Origin of the sequence: Trinickia mobilis, from assembly GCF_017315705.1 — a bacterium.
Taxonomy (GTDB): Bacteria; Pseudomonadota; Gammaproteobacteria; order Burkholderiales; family Burkholderiaceae; genus Trinickia_A; species Trinickia_A mobilis.
This window is the reverse complement of sequence record NZ_JAFLRF010000011.1, coordinates 35,662-58,068: the sequence shown is the minus strand read 5'-3', so window position 1 is coordinate 58,068 and position 22,407 is coordinate 35,662. Positions and strand designations below refer to the sequence as shown.

Sequence of the window (22,407 nt, the reverse complement as noted above, 5' to 3'; positions counted from 1 at the left end):
TGACTCGCAACGCGAGTGGTCGATGATCGAATGAAAGCTGAAACGGATGCGCCGGCACGCGCGGGTGCGTTTGAAGGACCCCGGCACGCGGCCAGCGTGCAATGTGTTGCGTTCGGCAAGACGCGTCGAACGGCTGTCGTCTTGATGATGGATCAGATTCCGAAGCGGGCGCACCGTTCCGTCGATGCATCGGTGCGCTGTCTGCCACCGATACGGGAAGAAGCCGGATTGTGCCACAGCCGACGCTCATTCTGCACGAATCTGCGCTAACTCGCTTTTATTTCGGTAAAAACGAGGCATAACTTCAGACAAGACGGAAGAATCGACTGACTCGAATGGGGCGAGAAGGATTTTTGCTTTGTTTCTATGTCTTGGGGGATACGCAACCGGGGTGGTCCAAGCTTCTTGGTTTACTGGTTTACCGTATGTATACGTAGTAGCAGTTAACAAAGGCGCCGCATTTCTGTGGATAACTCCCCTTTCCCAATCCAAAACAAACGTTTACCGAACGCATAACCGGATGCGGAGCATGTGCGCCGGCAACGGACTTTGTTGAGTAACTTTTGGTCCGTTTCGCCGAGCCGTCGACTTACCCCGTATACGTGCACATCGCGTCCACACGAATTTCGTGCGACTTTCGCTAGGTTGTCCACAGCCTCGGGTGGATAACTTCTCCGCTCAATCGAGCGTGCCGTGACGCAGCGCGCGCAACAGATAGCGCGCAGGGTCGATGCTTTCGGCAAGATCCCGTTCGATCGGCCAGGGCTCGCCTTCGATCTGCGACGCGATCAGCTCCGCGGCGAGCGTTGCCCAGACGAGACCGCGCGAGCCGTAAGCGAAGGCGCCATAGAGACCGGCGGCGCGCGGCAGGTCGAGCGGCCACGCACCGCGCAGCGCTGCGGCATTGCGCGATGCGGCGGCTTCGTCGGCCAGCGCGCCGGCCATCGGCAAGCGATCGCTCGTGACGCAGCGAAATGCGACACGTCCTTCGAGCGTGCCCGGGTCAGAGGTTGCGAGCTCGTTTGCAACGCCCGGCATCATCAGCGCGAGCCGTTCGAGATTTTCAGCGTGGCCGGAGACGCGCATCGCGCGGTCGGCATCGTCGACTTCGTACGTTGCGCCGGTCAGCGTGAAGCCGTCGGCGAGCGGCACCGCATAGCCTTCGCCGATCAACGGCACGCGCAGGCCAGACGCGACGCGCGCAGGCAACAGCGTCAGTTGCCCGCGCACGATCCGCGTCGGCGCGTGGCGAAGGTCCGCGGCGCGCGCCGCGTCGCATGCGTTCGCGACGACCACGATCGGCGCGGACGCAATCGGCTGGCCTGCAGCATCGATGACGCGCCATTGATCGTCGAAACGTTCAACGCGCAGCGCCTCTACGCCGAAGTGCCGCGCGAGCAAGTCGCCGGCGGCGTCGCATTGCGCTCGGCACAGTGCAGCAGGATCGAGCGAACCGCCGCGCGGATAGAGCCAGCCGCCGCGTGGAAGCGCCACATGTGCGAGTGCTTGAGCGTCGGCTTGCGAGGCCGGCGTCACGAAGTCCGGCGGGTAGCCGAGCGATGCGATGGCGTCGGCCATCGCGCGCGTCTCTTCGTCATCGACAGCTAGATGCAAAAGGCCGTGCGCGCTGCGCTGGAATGAATAGCCGCTTTGTTCGAGCGCGCGCCAGCGTCTTAGCGCATAGAGAAAACCCGCACGCGTGATGCGCGAGGCGACGCTGTCGTCGCGCGAAATCAGCGGATGGAAGACGCCAGCCGGATTGCCCGACGCTTCGCGCGCCGCGGCCGCGTGCTGGTCGATCAAACTGACGCGCCAGCCGCGCGCAGTGAGCCTTTCGGTCAGCGCGCAGCCGGCGAGTCCCGCGCCGATCACGATCGCGTGCCGCTCGCCGACGGGCAGCGGCAACGGCGGCTCATGACGGCGCACGCGCCAGCGAGGCGCAAATTCGCCGACAAGCATCGCCCGTTTCCAGCCGAAGCCTTCCACTTTCTCGGCGCTGAAACCGGCTTGTTCGAGCGAGCGCTTGACGTGACCGGCGCTCGTATAAGTGGCGAACGTCGCGCCGTCTGCGGCCAGACGGGCAAGCGACTTGAAGACCGGCAGAGACCACAGATCCGGATTCTTGGCCGGCGAGAACCCGTCGAGATAGAAAGCGTCGGCGCGCAGCCACAGCTTCGGCAGGATGTCGAGCGCGTCGCCGAAGGCGAGCGTCAGCGTGACGCGTCCGTCCTCGAATTCGATCCGGTGGATGCCGGGCACGAGCGTCGGCCACGCATCGCCAAGCTGCTGCGCAAGCGGCGTTATGGTTGCATCTGCAACGATTCGGCTGTGAACTTCGCTTAAATCCTGCTGCGAAAACGGATGTTTTTCGATCGATACGAAGTGAAGCCGCTCGCAGCGCGCCGGGTCGGCACGCCACGCCGCCCACGTCGCGAGAAAGTTGCCGCCGATTCCAAAGCCCGTCTCCAAGATCGTGAACACGCGCTTCTCACGCCAGCGTTGCGGCAGACCGTTGCCCGCGATGAACACGTGATGGGCTTGAGCGAATGCGCCGGCAGCGCTGTGATAGACGTCGTCGTAGGCTGGGGAAAACGGCGTGCCGTCGTCGCGAAACGCAAGCGTGGCGGGGATGAGCGGGTCGGTCATGCGGAAGAGGGCAGACGGCTGCGGGTCTGAGGAAAACGCCGGGCGCTCGAAACATACCGCCTCGTTGCGGCGCAATTGCATTTGCGAAGGACCGGCCAAGTCGTCGAAAGACGGCGTCACGCGCCCGGTGCAAATGGCGGACAGCCCCGTCTGGCGGGCGTTTGCGGAGCGTTGGCAAAAACCAACGCCCCTATGCGGCGACCCGTCAACTCGCTTAGCATGTTCGATTCGCGCGGACTCAATCGTGCGAAACCCAGCAGCGACAAGGCATTGAGAGGCTAAATTCTTTGAAAGCCTTGCCGTTATTGGGTTTGCGCTGCGCTATCATAGCAAGCGCCGCAGGGCAAAGCGGAAAGCTTGGCCGTCATGTGATGACGCCGAGCGCGGCGGTAGTTGACGCGCTTGGCCGCTAGGGCTCGACGGCAAAGCCCGCGCACGTATAATCGGCGCGTTCGCGCTGTTCGTATCACCTTAACCTGAGAAAGGAACCCTAATGAACAAACAGGAACTGATCGACGCCGTCGCGGCTCAGACGGGCGCCAGCAAGGCTCAAACCGGCGAAACGCTCGACACGCTGCTCGAAGTCATCAAGAAGGCAGTATCGAAGGGCGACGCGGTTCAACTGATTGGCTTCGGCAGCTTCGGCTCCGGCAAGCGCGCAGCACGTACCGGCCGCAACCCGAAGACCGGGGAGACCATCAAGATCCCGGCGGCGAAGACCGTCAAGTTCACGGCCGGCAAGGCGTTCAAGGACGCAGTCAACAAGCGCTAAGCGTTCAGCTGCCTGATTTGTTGACACCCGCCCATGGCGGGTTTTTTTTCGCCTTTTATTCAGTTGGACTTAGCGCATATCGGCTTGCTTATGCGAGCCGTCAGTGTCGATGCACGATTTCGGCATCGCCGGTTTCGTCGTCGTGAGCATCGAGATCCCAGGCGGGGAAGGGGTCGGGGAAGTGCGACCACGCATGCGGACCTTGGGCGAACTCGTCGTCGGTCAAGAGGCACGCGTCGAGCTTCGCGCGCCAGGCCGCCGCATCAAGTCCGATGCCGATCATCACCAGCTCCTGGCGGCGGTCGCCGATCGTCGCGTCATCAGGCTCGCCGTGCCAGTCGGCGGCGATTTCTGCAGCAAGCTCATCGTCCTGCGGCCATTCGCTCTTGTCTTGAGCCGCCCACCAGTAGCCTGCCGGACCGTGCCGGCAAGCGCCGCCCGCCTGCGACAGCGAGCCGGCGACGTCGTTGCGCGTCGAAAGCCAGAAGAAGCCTTTGCTGCGCAGCACGCCTTGCCATTCCTCGTGCAACAGCGCCCACAAACGCTCAGGATGAAACGGCCGGCGCGCGCGATAAACGAAATTGCCGATGCCGTATTCGTCGGCTTCACCGCTGTGATCGTGTTCGTGCTCGAGCGACTGCAGCCAGCCCGGCGCGTTCGACGCCTCGTCGAAGTCGAAACGCTTCGTATCCAGCACGGCGTCGAGCGGCACTTCGCCGAAGCGGCTCACGACTTGCGCCGCGCGCGGATTGATGCGCGCGAGGATCCGCTGCAGGCGCGCGAGTTCGTCGGCGCCGACGAGATCGGCTTTGTTCACGACGAGCACGTCGCAGAACTCGATCTGCTCGATCAGGAGTTCGACGAGCGTGCGGTCGTCCTCCTCGGTCGCGGCGAGGCCGCGTTCGGCGAGCGCATCGGCGCATGCGTAGTCGCGCAAGAAGTTGAACGCATCGACGACCGTCACCATCGTGTCGAGGCGCGCGACATCGGAGAGCGACACGCCGTCGTCGTCGACGAACGTGAAGGTTTCGGCGATCGGCATCGGTTCGGCGATGCCGGTCGATTCGATCAGGATGGCGTCGAAACGCTGCTCGTCGGCGAGGCGCCGGATTTCGGTCAGCAGGTCGTCGCGCAGTGTGCAGCAGATGCAGCCGTTCGACATCTCGACAAGCTGCTCCTCGATGTGCGAGAGCGATGCCGTATCGCGCACGAGCGTCGCGTCGATATTGATCGCGGCGAGGTCGTTGACGATCACCGCGACCCGCAGGCCTGCGCGATTCGCGAGGATATGGTTCAGGAGCGTGGTTTTGCCCGCGCCGAGAAAACCGGACAGCACGGTGACGGGCAGTGGCGGCTGATTCATCGCAGTAGACAAATGAAATGGTAGGAGCGGCGCGGCGTGTCAAAACAGATGGGCCGCCGGCCGGGCGCATGATGCCCGCATTGTGCATCAAACGTCGGCGGTTCGTTCGATCTGGAGGGCAAGAGCCGTTTGCAGCCAACCGCGCGGCGCCCGAGGCAAGCCGGGCGTCAGCGCTGCGCCTGCAGCAGCTTCCACTGCGTGAGAATGCCGGCGATCTGGCGAGCGTACTTGTCGCGCAGCGAAGGCGTCTCGGAATGGTAGGCGCCGACCGCCTGCCACGTGTTGCCGTACTTGTTCATCTTCTCGCGCAGGTGCCAGGCGGCGATGTAGACGTTCTTGCACGGCTCCATCAGCGTGCCGCTCGAGATGCCGTACTGCGCGAGCGTGGGCAGATGAACGGAGTTGATCTGCATGAGGCCGTAGTCGGTCGAGCCGTTGGCATTCTTGTGCAACGCTTCGGGCCGGTTATGAGATTCCTGCCAGGCGATCGCGCGCAGGATCAGCGGGTTCACTTTCTGATACTTGGCTGCTTCGTCGAAGCAGTCCGCGCGCGCCGGCGAGCTTGCGAGGCAAGCGCCGAGTGCTGCGGAAAGAATCAGGAAGGATGTTTTCATCGGTGGAGTTAGCTAAATAACAGATGCCGGATAATCGATTCGATCCAATCTATATAAACGCGGATCTGTCACTGGCACGCTTGCAATATCGGGAAAACCCCATCTTGCAAATACTTTTGTCAACTTGGGTGCCCGTATGATACCGGCTGTCGCCGACCCGGCAAAGTTGGCTAACGGACATAAGCCAGCTATCTGCGGACAAGCTGCAGTAGTTGCTTCAATGTGTACTGCCGGTATAAGAACTTTCGAGAACTTACACCGGCGCGAAATTTTTTTGGTAAAGCGAAGCCGACCTCCATACATTGTGACAATTCAGACATGAAAAGCTGCTAATGTTCCGTTTTCAGGCTTGGCGGACGCGTGTCCTGCTTACCGGACCTTCCAAGACGCGCGCGGCTTTGCGGGCTTTCCGCCGCCGCGAACGCGCCCGCTGTGCAAGACGGCCGGGCGTGGCCGCTCCCGGCATCGACCTCACTTTCCATGACTAGAAATCGTATGGCATTGCGTCGCATCGCCTCGGCGCTGCTGGTTGCTGGACTCGTAACCGCAGGCAGCGCACACGCGCAAGTAACGCTCAATTTCGTCAACGCCGATATTGATCAGGTGGCGAAAGCGATCGGAGCCGCGACGGGCAAAACGATCATCGTCGACCCGCGCGTCAAGGGGCAGCTCAACCTCGTCTCGGAAAATCCGGTGCCGGAAGAGCAGGCGCTGAAAACGCTGCAGTCGGCGTTGCGCATGCAGGGCTTCTCGCTCGTGCAGGACCACGGTGTGCTGAAGGTCGTGCCCGAAGCCGATGCGAAGCTGCAAGGCGTGCCGACCTACGTCGGCAACAACCCGCAGGCGCGCGGCGACCAGATCATCACGCAGGTCTTCGAGCTGCATAACGAGTCGGCCAACAATCTGCTGCCGGTGCTGCGGCCGCTCATTTCGCCGAACAATACGATCGCGGCCTATCCGGCGAACAACACGCTCGTCGTCACCGATTACGCGGACAACGTGCGGCGCATCGCGTCGATCATCGCGGGCGTCGACAGCGCGGCCGGCCAGCAGGTCGCCGTCGTGCCGCTCAAGAACGCCAATGCGATCGATATGGCGCAGCAACTCTCGAAGCTGCTCGACCCGGGCACGATCGGCAGCACCGATGCGACGCTCAAGGTTTCCGTGACGCCCGATGCGCGCACCAATTCGCTGATGCTCCGCGCGACGAACGTCTCGCGCCTTGCCGCGGCGAAGTCGCTTGCCCAAAAGCTCGACGCGCCGACCGCCGAGCCCGGCAACATGCACGTCGTGCCACTGCGCAATGCCGATGCGGTGCAGCTCGCAAAGACGCTGCGCGGCATGATGGGCAAGGGCGGCGAGACTTCGTCGAGCGAATCGAACAGCGCCAGTTCGTTCAACCAGAACAACACGTCGGCCAGCAGCTCGTCGTCGATCGGAACGGCCGGCACGCCGCCGCTGCCGTCTTCGATGGGCGGTTCGTCGGGCTACGGCAATCCGTTGGGCGGCGGCTCGGGCGGTAGCGGCGGCGGCCTTTTCGGCGAGAGCAGAGGCTCGAGCGGCGGCGGCGGTGGCGGTGGCGGTGGCGGCGCCGAGGAAAACCCGGCCGGCGGGATGATCCAGGCCGACCCGGCGACCAACTCGCTGGTCATCACTGCGTCCGATCCTGTGTACCGGAACTTGCGTGCCGTGATCGATCAGCTCGACGCGCGGCGCGCGCAGGTCTATATCGAGGCGCTGATCGTCGAGCTGAACTCGAACACGAACGCCAACCTCGGCATTCAGTGGCAGGTCGCGAACGGCGCGGTCCTTGCCGGCACCAACCTGGCGACGGGCTCCGGCAACAGCATCGTCAATCTGACGGCGGCGGCCGCAACGGCGACCGGCGGTTTCCCCGCGGCGCTCGCCACCCAGGGTCTCCAGCAGGGGCTCAACATCGGGTGGGTGCACAACATTTTCGGTGTGCAGGGGCTCGGCGCGCTGCTGCAGGCGCTGTCGCAAACCGCGGACGCGAACGTGCTGTCGACGCCTAACCTCATTACCCTCGACAACGAGGAAGCGAAGATCGTCGTCGGCACGAACGTGCCGATCCAGACGGGTTCGTATTCGAGCCTCACGAGCGGCACCCCGGGCACGGCGTTCAATACGTTCGACCGCGTCGATGTCGGTCTGACGCTGCACATCAAACCGCAAATCACCGACGGCGGGATTCTCAAGCTGCAGCTCTTCACGGAAGACTCGGCGATCGTGAGCGGCACGACCAACGTGACGACCAATCCGGCCGGCCCGGAGTTCACGAAGCGTTCGATCCAGTCGACGGTGCTCGCCGATAACGGCGAGATCATCGTGCTGGGTGGCCTGATGCAGGACAACTACCAGGTCAGCGACAGCAAGGTGCCGCTGCTGGGCGACATCCCGTGGATCGGCCAGTTGTTCCGCTCGGAACAGAAGACCCGCAGCAAGACCAACCTGATGGTGTTCCTGCGCCCCGTGATCATCAACGATCGCAATACCGCGCAGGCCGTGACGTCGAACCGCTACGACTACATCCAGGGCGTGCAGGGTGCGTACAAGTCGGACAACAACCTGATCAAGGACAACGACGATCCGGTGGTTCCGCCGATGCCGATCGGCCCCAGCCAGGGCGGCTCGCCCGCGATGAACCTGTTCGATCTCGACAAGATGCGTCGTCAGCAGACGGCGCCGCCGCCTGCTCCCGCACCGGCGGCGAACGGTGCCGTCCAGGCCAACCCTGCGCCCGTCGCGCCTTCCACCGCGTCGCCAGGAGCGCAGCCGTGAGCACGCCGTCCACGCCGCCTCCAGCTTCTGCGCCGTCCGCAGCGGCGCGAGCCGGTGCCGCGGCGATTCCGCCCGCGGTTGCGGCGGAGCACGCCGAGCGCCAAGCACCTTCGCCGCTGGCTGCCCGGCTCGTTCCCTACGGCTTTGCGAAGACTGGCCAGATCCTCGTCGCGCATCAGCATGCGGACGGGCTCGAAGTCTGGATCAGCGAACGCACGAGCGATGCGGCGCTCGCCGAAGTCGCGCGCAATTTCGGCGCGTTGACGGTGGTGCGGCTGCCCGCCGCCGATCTATCGCAAGCGATCAATCAAGCGTACGCGCGCAGCGACGGCAGCGCCGCGCAAGTGGTCGGCGAAGTGGAAGGCGAAGTCGACCTGTCGCGTCTCATGCAGGACATCCCGGAAGTCGAAGACCTGCTCGAATCCGAAGACGACGCCCCGATCATCCGCATGATCAACGCGCTTCTCACGCAGGCGGCGCGCGAGCAGGCGTCGGATATCCATATCGAGCCGTTCGAGAACGCGTCGGTGGTGCGCTTTCGCGTCGACGGCACGCTGCGCGACGTCGTGCGGCCGAAGAAGGCGCTGCACGGCGCGCTGATCTCCCGGATCAAGATCATGGCGCAGCTCGACATCGCCGAGAAACGCCTGCCGCAGGACGGCCGCATCACGCTGCGCGTGGGTGGGCGGCCCGTCGACGTGCGGGTCTCGACGCTGCCGACCGGGCATGGCGAGCGCGCGGTATTGCGTCTGCTCGAAAAGGATTCGCAGCGCCTGAACCTCGAAGCGCTCGGCATGGCGCCCGATACCCTCGCGAAATTCGACAAGCTCATTTCACGCCCGCACGGCATCGTGCTCGTCACCGGGCCGACCGGCTCGGGCAAGACGACGACGCTCTACGCGTCGATGTCGCGGCTCGAAACGGCGACGACCAACATCATGACGGTCGAAGACCCGATCGAATACGACCTCGCCGGCATCGGCCAGACGCAGGTCAACGAGCGGATCGGGATGACCTTCGCCCGCGCCCTGCGCTCGATCCTGCGGCAGGACCCGGACATCATCATGATCGGTGAAATCCGCGATCTGGAGACCGCGCAGATCGCCGTGCAGGCGTCGCTCACCGGACACCTCGTACTCGCGACGCTGCACACGAACGACGCGGCGTCCGCGGTCACGCGCCTCACCGACATGGGCGTCGAGCCGTATCTGCTCGCGTCGTCGCTGCTCGGCGTGCTCGCGCAGCGGCTGGTGCGGCGCCTGTGCCCGGTGTGCAAGCAAGAGCGCGTAGAGGAAGGGCGTACGCACTGGCATCCGGTCGGTTGCGACAAGTGCGGGCAATCGGGCTATGCGGGGCGGCGCGGCGTCTACGAGCTGCTGCTGATCGACGATACGATCCGCACGATGATTCACCGCAATGGAGCGGACGCCGAGATTCTCGCCGCGGGCCGCGCGCAAGGCATGCGCACGTTGCGCGAGGACGGCGAGCGCTGGCTCGCATCCGGTCTCACCTCGCTCGAGGAAGTGATACGCGTGACAGGCGGAGCGTGACGCTATGCCGGCATTCCGTTTCGAAGCGATCGACGCCGCAGGGAAGGCGCAGAAGGGCGTCCTCGACGCCGACACCGCGCGCGCCGCGCGCGGCCAATTGCGTACGCAGGGCCTGACGCCGCTCGTCGTCGAGCCGGCCGCCACGCGCACGCGCGGCGAGCGCAGCCAGCGCCTGTCGCTCGGCCGCAAGCTGTCGCAGCGCGAGCAGGCGATTCTCACGCGGCAGCTCGCGAGCCTGCTCGTGGCGGGGCTCCCGCTCGACGAAGCGCTCGCGGTGCTCACCGATCAGGCCGAACGCGACTACATCCGGGAGCTGATGGCCGCGGTCCGCGCCGAAGTGCTCGGCGGCCACTCGCTCGCCAACGCGCTCGCGCAGCATCCGAAGGACTTTCCCGACATCTACCGTGCGCTCGTCGCTGCCGGCGAACATACCGGCAAGCTCGGCCTCGTGTTGTCGCGCTTGGCCGACTACATCGAGCAGCGCAACGCACTCAAGCAGAAGATCGTCCTGGCGTTCACTTATCCGGCGATCGTCACGATCATCGCGTTCGGCATCGTGACCTTTCTGTTGAGCTACGTCGTGCCGCAGGTGGTCGACGTGTTCGCGAGCACGAAGCAGAAGCTGCCGCTTCTCACGGTGCTGATGATGGCGCTCTCGGATTTCGTGCGGCACTGGTGGTGGGCGATCCTGATCGCCGTCGCCGTGGTGGTCTACGCGGTGCGCGGGGTTCTCAAGCAGCCCGGGCCGCGCCTTGCGTTCGACCGGTGGCTCCTCACCGCGCCGCTCGCGGGCAAGCTTGTGCGCGGCTACAACACGGTGCGTTTCGCGAGCACGCTCGCCATCATGACCGCGGCCGGCGTGCCGATCCTGCGCGCGCTGCAGGCGGCTGGCGAAACGCTCAGCAACCGCGCGATGCGCGGCAATATCGACGACGCGATCGTACGCGTGCGCGAGGGCACGTCGCTGTCGCGCGCGCTCGGCAATACGAGGACGTTTCCGCCGGTGCTCGTGCACCTGATCCGCTCGGGCGAAGCGACCGGCGACGTGACGACGATGCTCGACCGCGCCGCCGACGGCGAAGCGCGCGAGCTCGAACGCCGGACGATGTTCCTGACGAGCCTTCTGGAGCCGCTCTTGATTCTGGCGATGGGCGGGGTGGTGCTCGTGATCGTGCTGGCGGTGATGCTGCCGATCATCGAGTTGAACAATATGGTGCAGTAGACGGGGAGTACGTTGCGAGCGGCGGCGTATTCACCGCCGCCTATGCTTGCGGGGAGGCCGAACGCAGCAAGCTCAGCGCACGTAGATCGTCGGACCGATGGGGTTCGCGGGCAGGAAGATTTCGGAGCGCGCGCCATTGCGCTCGACGATGATCGAGCGGGACTTGACCTCGTCGAGCTTCACGCCCTGCATGATCGAGCTGCCGAGCGACACGGCGCGCGGCGGCTCGTCGCCGGCGCTGACGATGGCCGAGGCGCCTTCGCTGAGCGCGAGGATGCCGAACAGCTTGATGCTGCGGTTCACGTCGTGCGTGAGCTGCCCGCCGAAGATCGTCGCGGCGTCCTCGGCGGCGACCGGCGCGCGCACCGAGGCGGCTTGCAGCGGCGGGGCCGGATGCGAGGTGAGCGTGATGGCCCAATAGGTGACCGTCGCGCAGAAGACCGCAAACAGCGCCAGGGACAGAAGGCGGATTTGGAGAGCGTTCATGTGCGCCATTTTACGGGCTAATGTGAATATTGCGATGGGTCGAAACCCTTCAACTGCGTGACATTACAATGAGCGGCCCGGGCGCCGGCGCCGCCGGAGACAACGACGCTCAAAAGCGCAACGAGCCGGGTCGAACGCCTATTGACCAGGCTAGTGGGCGCGACCGGCATTCATCTTGGAAAGAGGTAGTCAGAAATGCAAATGTGGACCCATCGCCGTAAGGAAGCCGTCGCACTGCGCGAACGCCGTCAACGCGGCTTCACGCTGATCGAGATCATGGTGGTGATCGCGATTCTCGGCATTCTCGCCGCGCTGATCGTGCCGAAGATCATGAGCCGTCCCGACGAAGCACGGCGCGTCGCGGCCAAGCAGGACATCGGCACCGTCATGCAGGCGCTCAAGCTGTACCGGCTCGACAACGGCCGCTATCCGACGCAGGAGCAAGGACTGCGCTCGCTGATCGAAAAGCCGACGACGGACCCGATCCCGAACAACTGGAAAGACGGCGGCTACCTGGAACGCCTGCCGAACGATCCGTGGGGCAACCCGTATCAGTACCTGAACCCCGGCGTGCACGGCGAAATCGACGTGTTCAGCTACGGCGCCGACGGCAAGCCCGGAGGCGAGGGCAACGACTCCGATATCGGGTCGTGGCAATAGGCTGCGCCCGGCGCGTTTAGGCTTCGTCGCGTCCGGCAGGCTCGCACCCGATCATGCGCACACCCTCGCGAATCCGCGCCGCCGGCCGGCCAGCCCCTGGATGGCCGGCCCCTGGCTTCACGCTGCTCGAAATGCTCGTGGTCCTGGTGATCGCGGGGCTTCTGATCTCGCTTGCAGCGGTCACGATCTCGCGCAATCCGCGCACGGATTTGAACGAACAGGCGCAGCGTCTCGCCCTGCTCTTCGAGTCCGCCGGCGACGAAGCGCAAGTGCGCGCGCGGCCGATCGCGTGGCAGCCGGTCAACGGCGGCTATCGCTTCGACATCCGCACCGAAGACGGCTGGCGCCCGCTGCGCGACGACTTGCTCGGCCCGCGCGGCTGGGAAGGCGGCGTGACCGACGTATCGATCGACTACCCCGGCTCGGACTTGCGCCCGAACCGCGTCGTGTTCGGCGTCGAGAGCATCGATGCCCCGCTGACGGTCACGCTCTACTCCGCCGCCGGCCGCGCGACGATCGTCGGTACCGGCAACGGCCGCTACGAGGTGCGCTGAATGAATGGGACCCCCGCGCTCACTGCGTTCGCTGCCCCCGCCCCGCTCGTTCGTCCGGCCAATCGCACGAAGCGCACGAATGGCATGCAGCGCGCGGCGGCGCCGGATGGCCGTACCCGCGGCTTCACGATGATCGAAGTGCTCGTCGCGCTCGCGATCATCGCAGTGGCGCTGGCGGCCTCGCTGCGCGCGGTCGGCGCGCTTGCCGCGAGCGAATCGGAACTGCATCAGCGGCTCCTTGCCGGCTGGAGCGCGGACAACACGCTTGCCCAACTGCACCTCGCGCACACGTGGCCGGAGATCGGCACGCAGACGTTCGATTGCTCGCAAGGCAACCTGCAGCTGATCTGCACGGAGCGCGTGAGCTCGACGCCGAACCCCGTATTCCGGCGCGTCGAGGTGTCGGTGACGACGCCGGGACGCGGCGGCAATCTCGCGCAACTGGTCACGGTGCTCCCGAATGAAACCAACCGTGCGCTCTGACCGCTACGCTCGGCGCCACCCCCTGCGGCGCACGATCGGCGGCTTCACGCTGATCGAGCTGATGGTCGCGATCGCCATTCTCGCGGTGATCGCGGTGCTGTCGTGGCGCGGGCTCGACCAGATCATCCGCGGCCGGCAGACCATTTCGGCCGCGATGGAAGACGAGCGCGTGTTCGCGCAACTGTTCGACCAGATGCGCGTCGATACGCGCCAGGCCGCGACCGACGACGAAGTCGGCCAGCCGGCCGTCTCAATCGGCGGCGCGACGCTGCAGATCGTGCGCAATTTCGGCGTGGCCGGCGACCCGCCGCGCCTGCAAGTCGTCCGCTACGGCGTCGCCGACGGCCAGGTGACGCGCTACGCGTCGCCGCCGCTCGGCAATGTCGGCGAACTGCGGAGCGCGCTGCGGGGCGGCACCGGCGACTGGAGCGCGGTGCCGCTGATCGGCGGCGTCGGCTCGATTTCGGCGCGCCTCTATGTGCCGAAGCTCGGCTGGACGACGCAGATGAGCGACGTCGTAGCCGAGATCCGCCGCAACGACAACAATCTCAAGGTGCCGCAACTCGGCACTGCGCCGCTGCCGCGTTCGGTGACGGGGCTCGAAGTGAGCATCGGCGCGACTTCGCTGCACGCGCCGATCACGCGTGTGTTTCTGATCGGGGAATGACGATGAGCGCACGTCGATCCCAACCATCGCAACACACTGGCGCCGCGATCGTCACCGCTCTGTTGGTGGTCGCGCTGTCGGCGATTCTGGTGTCGGGCATTCTGTGGCGTCAGCAGGTGCAGATCCGGCGCATCGAGAATCAGCGGCTCGTCGCGCAGGCGCAATGGGTCGCGCGCGGCGCGCTCGACTGGACGCGCCTGATTCTGCGTTCGGAAGCGGACACCTCGGCGGGGATCACGTATCTGGGCGGCGTCTGGGCGGTGCCGATCGCGAAAACGCGGCTGTCGGACTTTCTCGGCCAGATCGGCGAAGTCCGCGCGCAGCAAGGCGCGCAGACGTATTTGTCGGGCTCGATCGAAGACGCGCAGGCGAAGTTCAATCTGCGCAATCTCGTTTCGGTTCCCGCACCGGGCGCGCTGCAACTGGACGTCGAGCAGGTCCAGGCGTTCCAGCGGCTGCTCGCGCTTTTGGGCCTGAACGGCGAGCTGGCGAAGAACGTCGCGGTGCAAATGCGCGCGGGCCTGCAGCAGTCGGCGACGCGTTTTCAGATGGCGAACAACGGCGTGGCGGGCGGGGCGTCCGGCGTCGCGGTGCCGCAACTTGCCGGCTCGGTCGGCGGCAACAACTTCACGGACAAGCCGGGTCTTTCCGACACCGACGACAACGCCAACGTCGCGCCGCTGCAAATGACGAGCGTCGATTCGCTGTTGAACGTGCCGGGCTTCACGCCGGAGATGGTCGCGCGGCTGCGCCCGTTCGTGACCGTGTTGCCGACGCAAACCGCGGTCAACATGAACACGGCGAGCGCCGAGGTGATCGCGGCCGTGGTGCCGGGCATGAGCCTGTCGAACGCGCAGGCGCTCGTCGCGCGGCGCGAGACCGTGTTCTTCCGCAACATCGCCGACGTGCAGCTCGCGCTGCAGGCCGCGGGCACGCAGACGGCGGCGGTCGATACGAGCCTCATGGACGTGACGACGAGCTATTTTCTGGTCCACGGACGCGTGCAGCACGAGCGCGCGGAACTGGACCGCACGACGCTCGTGTATCGCGACGCGCTGACCCATACCACCCGCATCGTGCGCGTGAGCGACCAGTTATGAATTTGAACGCGAACGCCCCCAGACCAGGAGAGAGTGCACTTTGAGCACCTTGATCGTCTTCTTGCCGCCGCGTGATCCGGCGGTGCCGTCGCAGGAATGGCAACTGCCGGAGACGGCGTTTCTGCTTCTCGACAAGGGCGGCCGCACGCAGCGCGCCGGACGCGCGGCGCTGGCGCTCTTGCCGCGCGCGTCGTCGACGGTGCTGATCGTGGCCGCGCGCGACGTGCTGATGCTGCGCACCGCCGTGCCGCCGCTGAAGGGGCCGCGCTTGCGGCAGGCGCTGCCGAACGTCGTCGAGGATCAGTTGATCCAGGACCCGCAGACCTGCCATATCGCGATCGATCCGCAGTCGCTCGCCGGCGGCGAGCGCGTGCTGGCGGTGATCGATCGCGGCTGGTTCCGGTTCATCGTCGAGGCGTTCGGCGCGGCCGGGCACCGCAATCTGCGCGCGGTCCCGGTCACGCGCTGCTTGCCGGTGCCGGTGCCGGCGCCGGTCGACGGCGCGCCGGGCGGGGATGCCGTCGAGGCGGCGTCTGCTGCTGCGCCGGACGCCGCCGCCGCGCATGCGGTGGTGCCGATCGTCGCCGCCGTGCTCGGCACCGTCGTCGAGCACACGGCGGCGCTCTTTGCCGAAGCGTCGGATACCTCCGGCGCGCCGGGTCCGTCGATCGAAGCGCAGGAGCCGCGCGTCGAGCTTGCGCTCGCGCGCGGCGCGCACGGCGAGGGGCTGGCGGTGCCCGCGTCGGCGGTCGGGGCGACGCTTGCCGCACTGGCCGGCGACGCGCCCGTCACGCTCTACGAACTCGCCGACATGCCCGGCAGCGAGCCGCGTCTCGCATCGGTGGCGCAAGCGTCGCAGTCGCGCGCGGGCTTGCCCGGCGCCGCGCCGCTGCCGTTCGAGACGCTCGCGCGCCGTGCGCTCGACTGCCGCCTCGATCTGTGCCAGTTCGAGTTCGAAGCGCGGCCGTGGCGGCTCGATCGCGCGACGCTGCGGCGGCTGCGCCTGCCGGTGACGCTTGCGGTCGCATCGCTCGTGGTCGCGGTGGTCGCAATGAACGTCCAGTGGCTGATGCTCGCGCGGCAGCGCGACGCGCTCAACACGCAGATGACCGAGCTCTTGCTCAACGCCTTTCCGAAGACGACGGTCGTGCTCGACGCGCCCGATCAAATGTCGCGCCAGCTCGATCAGCTGCGCGTCGCGGCGGGCGAATTGTCGCCGAGCGATTTCCTGTCGCTCGCCGCGGGCCTCGCGCATTCGCTCGGGCCGGTGCCCGTCAACGGCGTGGCGGCGCTCGACTATCACGACCGGCGGCTCGACGTCACGTTCAAGCCTGAAATCAAGGTCGATCCCGATTTCAACCAGCGTCTCGCGCGCAACGGCCTCTCGGGCGAAATCGACAGCAGCACCGGCAAATGGATGATCAGGAACGCACCATGAAAACAGCATTTGCGGAAGGCTGGGCGACGTTTTGGGATGCGCGCAGCGCGCGCGAAAAGACGCTCGTCACCTGGGGCGGCACGGTGCTGGCCGTCGCGATCGCCTACTCGGTGCTGTGGGCGCCCGCGCAGGCCGGGCGCGCGCACTTGCGCGAGACGCTGCCGGAGATGCAGCGCAAGGTCGCGATGATGACCGCGCAGGCCAACGAAGCGCGCACGCTCGCCATTGCGGCGCAGGGCGTGGCGCCGACGGGCGTCGCGCTGAAAGGCGCACTCGCCGCGTCGCTGACCGAGCATGGCCTGAATCCGACACAGGTGGGAATGGCCGGCAACGCGGTCGAGATTCAGCTGAAGAACGCGTCGTTCCCGACCTGGACGATGTGGCTCGACGACGTGCGCAAGCAATACAAAGTGCAGGTATCCGAAGCGCACATCTCGGCGCTGAAGACCGACGGGCAGGTGGACCTGACCGCGTCGCTCCAGCCGGCCGCCGGCTCCGGCCCGGCCCGATGAGCGCCCGTCGATAAGGATCGCCGATGAAGTTATGGATGTGGCGCCTGCGGGCCTTCGCGCCCTGGCTGGCGGTCGCCGTCGCGTCGTGCGGAATCACGCTGATCGCGATGCTGCCCGCCGCGTGGATCACGCCGCGGTTCGCGCAAGAGACGCAAGGCCACGTGAATCTGATCGAGCCGTCCGGCTCGCTCTGGCATGGCTCGGCCGCGCTGATGCTCGCGGCCGGCTCCGATTCGAGCACGGCGACGCTGCTGCCGGGCCGCATCGAATGGCACACCGCGTTTTGGCCGCTTCTGACGGGCCGCTTGCAGATGCGGATGGAGCAGTCGGACGCGATGCCGGACCCGGTGACACTCGATGCGACAGCCAACGGCGCGACGCTTTCGGGAGGCAGTCTCGCGGTGCCGGCCGCGCTCTTGGCCGGACTCGGGGCGCCGTTCAACACGCTCGACTTGCAAGGCGGCGTCCGCCTCACATGGACCGACTGGCGGCTCCTCGAGCACAAGCCGTTCGGTCAACTGATCGTGACGCTCACCGACATGGCATCGCGCGTCTCGCGCGTGAAGCCGCTCGGGTCGTATCGGGTCGTGTTTCAGGCCGAGGGGGAATCGTCGACGCTCGATCTGTCGACGCTCAAAGGTCCGTTGCAATTGAAAGGCCACGGCTCGATGGCGGGCGGGATGACACAGTTTCAGGGCGAGGCGAGCGCCGCGCCCGATCAGCGCGACAATCTCGCCGGCCTGCTCAATCTGCTCGGGCGGCCGTCCGGCATGGGCACCGTTGCGCTGACTTTTGTCCACTAAGGCCGTGAGCTTGCCGTGCCTCAAGCGTAACGGCCGTCGCAATGACGGCCGTTTGCCATGCCTCGGCTTCTACTTCTGCGCAACCGGCGGCGGCGCGGCCACGCCGCCCGTCTCGCGATCCACCTGCGCGACGTCCCAGCCTCCGCCGAGCGCCTTCACGACTCCCACCGACGACACCATCCGCTGGCCCGCAATCGTGACGAGCTTCTGTTCGGCCGCAAACGCGGTGGTCTGCGCGGTCAGCACGCTCACATAAGCAACCGTGCCCGCTTTGTACTCGTTTGTCGTGATCGCGAGCGCCTGGCGCGCCGAATCGACCGCCTGCTTCTGCACGACGACCTCGTTCGCGAGAATGCGCTGCGACGCGAGGTTGTCCTCGACGTCCTGGAATGCGGCGAGCACCGTCTGCCGGTAGGCGGCCACTTGCTGATCGTAGGCAGCGCGCGCGGCTTCGGTCTGCGCGCTGCGCAAGCCGGCGTCGAAGAGCGTGGCGGCAAGCTGCGGCCCGACGGTCCAGAAGCGCGACGGCAGCGTCAGCAGTTGCGACCACGCGGAGCTTTCGAAGCCGCCTTGCGCGGAGAGCGTCAGCGTCGGGAAGAACGCCGCGATCGCCACGCCGATCTGCTCGTTCGCCTCGGCGGCCTTGCGCTCGGCCGACGCGATGTCGGGCCGGCGCTCGAGCAGCGCGGACGGGAGCTGCATCGGCACGTCGGGCGGCACGGCGTCGAGCGGCGACGGCGGAATCGAGAAGGTCGACGCCGGCTCGCCGACCAGCACCGCGATCGCGTGCTCGTCCTGCGCGCGCGCGACGCCGTTGTCGATCGCCGCGGCCTGCGCCGATTGGAGTTGCGTTTGCGCGGTGATCACGTCCGAGCGCGCGGCAACGCCGACCGCGTACCGGTTCTGGGTGAGCTTCAGCGCCTGCTCGTAGGAGGCGACGGTGTCGTCGAGGAGCTTTTGCTGCGAATCGAGCGCGCGCAGCGAGAAATACGTTTGCGCGAGCGTCGCCTGAGCGGACAGGCGCGCGTTCGCGAGATCGGCGGCGGCGCTTTGCTGCCCGGCCTTTTGCGCGCCGACCTGACGGCTGACCTTGCCCCACAGGTCCGGCTCCCACGAAGCATCGAGCGAGATGTTGTAGTTGTTGGTGATGGACGACGTGCTGCTGCCGCTGCCGACCTGCGTGCTGCCCTGGAACCTCGACGGCTGGCCGGAGCGCGTGCCGCCCGCCGAGAGGCCTACCGTCGGGAAGTACGCCGCGCGCGCCTCGGAGACGAGCGCGCGCGCCTGCCGGTAAGCCGCCGCGAATTGCGCGACGGTCTGGTTCGCGGTGTTGAGCTTGTCGATCAGCGCGTTCAGTTGCGCATCGTTATAAATCGTCCACCAGTTGCCGCGGTCGGTTTGATCGGACGGCTGCGCGACCTTCCAGCCCTCGGGCGTTTCCTTGTACGCCGCAGGCACAGCCGCCGCCGGACGCTGATAGTTGGGGCCGACCGCGCAGCCTGCGAACGCAATGGCCGCTGCCGCCGCGACGGCGATGGTCAGAACACGTGGGATGCCCGCGCGCGACTGCGGGATTCGATGACACTGCATGCAATGGATTCCTGTCGATTCGGCTGTCGCCCGATATGCGCTTGACGAGCACGCGGATGGGCGACGATGGCTGCCGCGGGGTTTTCCGGCGCCTGCGCGGACGCGGTTGGGGCAGCAAGGGACGGCGAGCCCGAATGGTAACTTACGGCGCGCGTGGCGCCGCGCGCCCGAAGACTAGCGAAAGCTAGAGGGTAATGTGCCTGCCCCGCGCCGTGTGTTACGGATCGGTTACGGGCGCGGGAGGCCGGTTACGAGGCGTTACGGCCGAAGCGGGGCTTGGGTGTAGGGGCCGCGCGCAGCGACGCGCGGCTGGCGGGCCGTCGCCTGGCTTTGCTGATGGCGCCGATGATCGAACCACGCGACGAGCGCAATCAAGACCGATCCGCCGGGCAGCACGAACATCGCCGCGAAGAACGCGAGTTTCCACCAACGGTGCGGGCCTTGGAAGGCGTGGAGTGCCGAATCGTGGAGGTGGCGGCCTAGGCTGCTCAGGGCGTTCTTCAAGTACTGCATGGGAAATCCTTTTGTGCGTCGGCGTGGGCTGCCGCGCGGTGAGGCGGTTAGCGCATTGTCTCTGCGGCGCTATGTCGCGCGTAACTGGTTGCATAGAATAATATTGACTATGCAATTAAATCTCAAGATACTTCGCACGCTGGTATGCGTAGTGTTGTTAAACAGCACGTCGGGCCACGATTTGCCTGTCTAGGCAGGTAATCTTCCCGCGGTCTTCACGGCCGCCAGTTTTCAGTCCCATGAGTGACGACCTCGACGATCCCGATGAGATCCGACTCGAATCGAGCCGCGGCTACTACCTGACCAAGGCGCGCAACGTGCTGATGGACCGGATGGACCGGATGGACCGGATGCGGAAGAACTCAGGCAGAAGCTGAAGTAGATGCAGGGCGCGCGCGGCGCAACGGCGGCGGCGCGTAGGCGATTCGCTCGATATACGAGCTGCAAGTGCCGCAGTATTGTCTGAACGATAGATCGCTGCTAGGCACTTAGCTGTCAGAGCAGATAATGCGGCGACATGAAAATAGAGCCCATTCGGCTCACGAAATATGTGCATGGACAAGGGCTTCTTGGCACGCACGGAGGTAACGGATGACAAGCACCGCAACTCCCGGCGCATCGGCGGGCGCGGAGGCCGGCCCCGCGTCGCTCTCGGGTGGCGCGCTCGCGCTCCTGACGGTCGGACTCGCGCTCGGCACGTTCATGGAAGTGCTCGACACGTCGATCGCGAACGTCGCGGTGCCGACGATCTCAGGCAGTCTCGGGGTCGCGTCGAGCCAGGGCACTTGGGTGATCTCGTCGTACTCGGTGGCCTCGGCCATTGCCGTGCCGCTGACCGGCTGGCTCGCGCGCCGCGTGGGCGAGGTGCGGCTCTTCACGCTGTCGGTTCTGCTTTTCACGATCGCATCGGCGCTATGCGGGTTCGCGCAGAACTTCGAATCGCTGATCGCGTTCCGGCTGCTCCAAGGGCTGGTTTCCGGGCCGATGGTGCCGCTTTCGCAAACGATCTTGATGCGCAGCTACCCGCCGGCAAAACGCGGCCTCGCGCTCGGCCTATGGGCGATGACGGTGATCGTCGCGCCGATCTTCGGGCCCGTCATGGGCGGCTGGATCACCGACAACTACACTTGGCCGTGGATCTTCTACATCAACCTGCCGATCGGCGTATTTTCGGCCGTTTGCGCGTTCTTCCTGCTGCGCGGCCGCGAGACGAAGACCACCAGGCAGCGCATCGACGCAATCGGTCTCGCGTTGCTAGTCATCGGCGTGTCGTGCCTGCAGATGATGCTCGACCTCGGCAAGGACCGCGACTGGTTCAACTCGAACTTCATCTTGGCGCTCGCGATCATCGCGGCCGTGTCGCTCGCGTTCATGCTCGCGTGGGAGGCGACCGAGAAGGAGCCGGTCGTCGACTTGTCGCTGTTCAAGGATCGCAACTTCGCGCTCGGCGCGATGATCATCTCGTTCGGCTTCATGGCGTTCTTCGGCTCGGTCGTGATCTTTCCGCTGTGGCTGCAGACCGTGATGGGCTACACGGCCGGGCTCGCCGGCCTCGCGACGGCGCCCATCGGGCTGCTCGCGCTCGTGCTGTCGCCGATGATCGGACGCAACATGCATCGCCTCGATTTGCGGATGGTGGCGAGCTTCGCGTTCGTCGTGTTCGCGGTCGTGTCGTACTGGAACTCGACGTTCACGCTCGACGTGCCGTTCAATCACGTGATCCTGCCGCGGCTCGTGCAGGGCATCGGCGTCGCGTGCTTTTTCGTGCCGATGACGACGATCACGCTGTCGAGCATCTCCGACGACAGGCTCGCGAGCGCGTCGGGCTTGTCGAATTTTCTGCGGACGCTGTCGGGCGCGATCGGCACCGCGGCCAGCACGACGTATTGGGAAAACGATGCGATCTATCACCACGCCGTGCTGGCCGAATCGGTGAGCGCCTATTCGCCGAACACCAACGACTTCAGCGGCGCGCTCGCGAATTTCGGCCTTGCCGGCGATAGTCTCACGGCCCAGCTCAACCAGATCGTGACGACCCAGGGCTACATGATGGCGACCAACGATTTCTTCAGGATTTCGTGCATCGGGTTCGTCGCGCTCGCGCTGCTCGTCTGGGTCACGAAGCCGCGCAAGGGCGCCGGCCCGGCGCTGGGGCACTAGCGGACAGGCCGCTGCGCAATTGCGGCGGCGCGAAGCTGCCGGGTGCGCCTGGCTTGTTCGCAGGCGCGGCGGCCGGCGCGCTCGATCCCGCTCTCACATAGAGCTTGAAGTCGGCGCCCGCCTGCCAAGGATTCGGATCGCAGCCGAACATGCTGTCGCAATGCGCGGCGAAGCCGATCGTCGCGGTGCCGTCGTGATTCGGCGTCAGCGTGATTTCGTAGGCGAGCGACCGGCTGCCGCCGGCCGGTCCCGCCGTCTGGATCAGCGAATCGGTGGAGGTCTGCAGCGCGTAGTTCGCATGATTCGCGACCCATGCCCGCGCCCGCTGCCACCACACGGCGCATTCCGATGGCGCTTGGCATGTGAGCGGCTCGGTAGCGGTCTGCATCGTATCCGGGCTGACCTGGCCGCTCGACGCACACCCCGCGAGCCACGCCAGCAGCGCGATCGAAAGCACTCGTTTCATCGGGACTCC

20 protein-coding genes and 1 pseudogene are annotated in these 22,407 nt (G+C 66.0%); 14 read left to right on the top strand and 7 right to left on the bottom strand.

The window, feature by feature from the left end; translation table 11 throughout:
• Window positions 1-678: 678 nt before the first annotated feature.
• A complete protein-coding gene (gene mnmC, locus J3489_RS17030) occupies window positions 679-2,646 on the bottom strand; it encodes a bifunctional tRNA (5-methylaminomethyl-2-thiouridine)(34)-methyltransferase MnmC2/FAD-dependent 5-carboxymethylaminomethyl-2-thiouridine(34) oxidoreductase MnmC1 (RefSeq protein ID WP_206999906.1) in 1,968 nt (655 codons plus the stop codon).
• A 493-nt stretch (window positions 2,647-3,139) separates the two neighbouring features.
• Here mnmC and J3489_RS17025 point away from each other — a divergent pair, with 493 nt between their 5' ends.
• Entirely contained in the window at window positions 3,140-3,418 is a 279-nt protein-coding gene (locus tag J3489_RS17025) for an HU family DNA-binding protein (protein ID WP_006401505.1), read from the top strand.
• A gap of 100 nt (window positions 3,419-3,518) precedes the next feature.
• On the opposite strand, the gene zigA is transcribed toward J3489_RS17025, so the two are convergent.
• Both zigA and J3489_RS17015 read right to left on the bottom strand, forming a co-directional pair.
• Window positions 3,519-4,781, bottom strand: coding sequence for a zinc metallochaperone GTPase ZigA (zigA, locus tag J3489_RS17020; RefSeq protein ID WP_206999904.1), 1,263 nt, complete (start codon window positions 4,779-4,781; stop codon window positions 3,519-3,521).
• A gap of 167 nt (window positions 4,782-4,948) precedes the next feature.
• Window positions 4,949-5,395, bottom strand: a complete 447-nt coding sequence (locus tag J3489_RS17015) for a lytic transglycosylase domain-containing protein (protein ID WP_206999902.1) — start codon at window positions 5,393-5,395, stop codon at window positions 4,949-4,951.
• A gap of 495 nt (window positions 5,396-5,890) precedes the next feature.
• Between J3489_RS17015 and gspD the strand changes: the two genes are divergently transcribed.
• Genes gspD through gspF form a run of 3 tightly spaced genes read left to right on the top strand, consistent with a single transcriptional unit; the run spans window position 5,891 to window position 10,966 of the window.
• Window positions 5,891-8,194, top strand: coding sequence for a type II secretion system secretin GspD (gene gspD, locus J3489_RS17010; RefSeq protein ID WP_206999900.1), 2,304 nt, complete (start codon window positions 5,891-5,893; stop codon window positions 8,192-8,194).
• Complete coding sequence (gene gspE, locus J3489_RS17005; RefSeq protein ID WP_206999898.1) at window positions 8,191-9,744, top strand: type II secretion system ATPase GspE; 1,554 nt, start codon at window positions 8,191-8,193, stop codon at window positions 9,742-9,744. The genes gspD and gspE overlap by 4 nt, the downstream gene beginning before the upstream one ends.
• A gap of 4 nt (window positions 9,745-9,748) precedes the next feature.
• Complete coding sequence (gene gspF / locus J3489_RS17000) at window positions 9,749-10,966, top strand: type II secretion system inner membrane protein GspF (RefSeq protein ID WP_206999896.1); 1,218 nt, start codon at window positions 9,749-9,751, stop codon at window positions 10,964-10,966.
• Window positions 10,967-11,038: 72 nt separating this feature from the next.
• Here the strand turns inward: gspF and J3489_RS16995 are convergent, their stop codons facing one another.
• On the bottom strand, window positions 11,039-11,452 hold the full coding sequence (locus J3489_RS16995) for a type II secretion system protein N (protein ID WP_206999893.1): 414 nt from the start codon (window positions 11,450-11,452) through the stop codon (window positions 11,039-11,041).
• 195 nt (window positions 11,453-11,647) lie between these two features.
• On the opposite strand from J3489_RS16995, the gene gspG reads away from it, so the two are divergent.
• The 8 genes from gspG (at window position 11,648) to J3489_RS16955 (ending at window position 17,669) form a co-directional block, all read left to right on the top strand.
• The gene (gspG, locus tag J3489_RS16990) at window positions 11,648-12,112 is read left to right on the top strand and encodes a type II secretion system major pseudopilin GspG (RefSeq protein ID WP_206999891.1); all 465 of its coding nucleotides are present in this window, start codon (window positions 11,648-11,650) and stop codon (window positions 12,110-12,112) included.
• 53 nt (window positions 12,113-12,165) lie between these two features.
• Window positions 12,166-12,666 (top strand): GspH/FimT family pseudopilin, encoded by a 501-nt coding sequence (locus J3489_RS16985; protein ID WP_206999889.1) that lies wholly within the window; start codon window positions 12,166-12,168, stop codon window positions 12,664-12,666.
• Window positions 12,667-12,750: 84 nt separating this feature from the next.
• Complete coding sequence (gene gspI / locus J3489_RS16980; protein ID WP_207000181.1) at window positions 12,751-13,149, top strand: type II secretion system minor pseudopilin GspI; 399 nt, start codon at window positions 12,751-12,753, stop codon at window positions 13,147-13,149.
• On the top strand, window positions 13,127-13,816 hold the full coding sequence (locus J3489_RS16975; protein WP_206999887.1) for a PulJ/GspJ family protein: 690 nt from the start codon (window positions 13,127-13,129) through the stop codon (window positions 13,814-13,816). Before gspI ends, J3489_RS16975 begins: the two co-directional genes overlap by 23 nt.
• Window positions 13,813-14,916 (top strand): type II secretion system minor pseudopilin GspK, encoded by a 1,104-nt coding sequence (gene gspK, locus J3489_RS16970; RefSeq protein ID WP_206999885.1) that lies wholly within the window; start codon window positions 13,813-13,815, stop codon window positions 14,914-14,916. The genes J3489_RS16975 and gspK overlap by 4 nt, the downstream gene beginning before the upstream one ends.
• Before the next feature lie 40 nt (window positions 14,917-14,956).
• On the top strand, window positions 14,957-16,354 hold the full coding sequence (gene gspL / locus J3489_RS16965; RefSeq protein ID WP_206999883.1) for a type II secretion system protein GspL: 1,398 nt from the start codon (window positions 14,957-14,959) through the stop codon (window positions 16,352-16,354).
• Complete coding sequence (locus tag J3489_RS16960) at window positions 16,351-16,866, top strand: type II secretion system protein M (RefSeq protein WP_206999880.1); 516 nt, start codon at window positions 16,351-16,353, stop codon at window positions 16,864-16,866. Before gspL ends, J3489_RS16960 begins: the two co-directional genes overlap by 4 nt.
• Window positions 16,867-16,889: 23 nt before the next feature.
• Window positions 16,890-17,669 (top strand): type II secretion system protein N, encoded by a 780-nt coding sequence (locus J3489_RS16955; protein WP_206999878.1) that lies wholly within the window; start codon window positions 16,890-16,892, stop codon window positions 17,667-17,669.
• 69 nt (window positions 17,670-17,738) lie between these two features.
• Here J3489_RS16955 and J3489_RS16950 read toward each other — a convergent pair whose 3' ends face one another.
• Together J3489_RS16950 and J3489_RS16945 are read right to left on the bottom strand one after the other, a co-directional pair.
• Entirely contained in the window at window positions 17,739-19,259 is a 1,521-nt protein-coding gene (locus J3489_RS16950; RefSeq protein WP_206999877.1) for an efflux transporter outer membrane subunit, read from the bottom strand.
• A gap of 258 nt (window positions 19,260-19,517) precedes the next feature.
• A complete protein-coding gene (locus J3489_RS16945) occupies window positions 19,518-19,772 on the bottom strand; it encodes a hypothetical protein (RefSeq protein ID WP_207000199.1) in 255 nt (84 codons plus the stop codon).
• A gap of 239 nt (window positions 19,773-20,011) precedes the next feature.
• Between J3489_RS16945 and J3489_RS16940 the strand changes: the two are divergent.
• A pseudogene (locus tag J3489_RS16940) lies at window positions 20,012-20,113 on the top strand (MarR family transcriptional regulator); the annotation flags it as partial.
• 250 nt (window positions 20,114-20,363) lie between these two features.
• Window positions 20,364-21,932 carry a DHA2 family efflux MFS transporter permease subunit gene (locus tag J3489_RS16935; RefSeq protein WP_206999873.1) on the top strand — a complete coding sequence of 523 codons (1,569 nt, stop codon included), beginning with the start codon at window positions 20,364-20,366 and terminating at the stop codon, window positions 21,930-21,932.
• Here J3489_RS16935 and J3489_RS16930 read toward each other — a convergent pair.
• Window positions 21,889-22,398, bottom strand: coding sequence for a hypothetical protein (locus J3489_RS16930; protein ID WP_206999871.1), 510 nt, complete (start codon window positions 22,396-22,398; stop codon window positions 21,889-21,891). The genes J3489_RS16935 and J3489_RS16930 overlap by 44 nt on opposite strands.
• Between the last annotated feature and the right edge of the window lie 9 nt (window positions 22,399-22,407).

Excerpts from the sequence above, each read along its gene's own strand:
- mnmC (WP_206999906.1), bottom strand. The coding sequence starts at position 2,646 with ATGACCGACCCGCTCATCCCCGCCACGCTTGCGTTTCGCGACGACGGC.
- J3489_RS17025 (WP_006401505.1), top strand. The coding sequence starts at position 3,140 with ATGAACAAACAGGAACTGATCGACGCCGTCGCGGCTCAGACGGGCGCC.
- zigA (WP_206999904.1), bottom strand. The coding sequence starts at position 4,781 with ATGAATCAGCCGCCACTGCCCGTCACCGTGCTGTCCGGTTTTCTCGGC.
- J3489_RS17015 (WP_206999902.1), bottom strand. The coding sequence starts at position 5,395 with ATGAAAACATCCTTCCTGATTCTTTCCGCAGCACTCGGCGCTTGCCTC.
- gspD (WP_206999900.1), top strand. The coding sequence starts at position 5,891 with ATGGCATTGCGTCGCATCGCCTCGGCGCTGCTGGTTGCTGGACTCGTA.
- gspF (WP_206999896.1), top strand. The coding sequence starts at position 9,749 with ATGCCGGCATTCCGTTTCGAAGCGATCGACGCCGCAGGGAAGGCGCAG.
- J3489_RS16995 (WP_206999893.1), bottom strand. The coding sequence starts at position 11,452 with ATGAACGCTCTCCAAATCCGCCTTCTGTCCCTGGCGCTGTTTGCGGTC.
- gspG (WP_206999891.1), top strand. The coding sequence starts at position 11,648 with ATGCAAATGTGGACCCATCGCCGTAAGGAAGCCGTCGCACTGCGCGAA.
- J3489_RS16985 (WP_206999889.1), top strand. The coding sequence starts at position 12,166 with ATGCGCACACCCTCGCGAATCCGCGCCGCCGGCCGGCCAGCCCCTGGA.
- gspI (WP_207000181.1), top strand. The coding sequence starts at position 12,751 with ATGCAGCGCGCGGCGGCGCCGGATGGCCGTACCCGCGGCTTCACGATG.
- J3489_RS16975 (WP_206999887.1), top strand. The coding sequence starts at position 13,127 with ATGAAACCAACCGTGCGCTCTGACCGCTACGCTCGGCGCCACCCCCTG.
- gspK (WP_206999885.1), top strand. The coding sequence starts at position 13,813 with ATGACGATGAGCGCACGTCGATCCCAACCATCGCAACACACTGGCGCC.
- J3489_RS16960 (WP_206999880.1), top strand. The coding sequence starts at position 16,351 with ATGAAAACAGCATTTGCGGAAGGCTGGGCGACGTTTTGGGATGCGCGC.
- J3489_RS16955 (WP_206999878.1), top strand. The coding sequence starts at position 16,890 with ATGAAGTTATGGATGTGGCGCCTGCGGGCCTTCGCGCCCTGGCTGGCG.
- J3489_RS16950 (WP_206999877.1), bottom strand. The coding sequence starts at position 19,259 with ATGCAGTGTCATCGAATCCCGCAGTCGCGCGCGGGCATCCCACGTGTT.
- J3489_RS16945 (WP_207000199.1), bottom strand. The coding sequence starts at position 19,772 with ATGCAGTACTTGAAGAACGCCCTGAGCAGCCTAGGCCGCCACCTCCAC.
- J3489_RS16935 (WP_206999873.1), top strand. The coding sequence starts at position 20,364 with ATGACAAGCACCGCAACTCCCGGCGCATCGGCGGGCGCGGAGGCCGGC.
- J3489_RS16930 (WP_206999871.1), bottom strand. The coding sequence starts at position 22,398 with ATGAAACGAGTGCTTTCGATCGCGCTGCTGGCGTGGCTCGCGGGGTGT.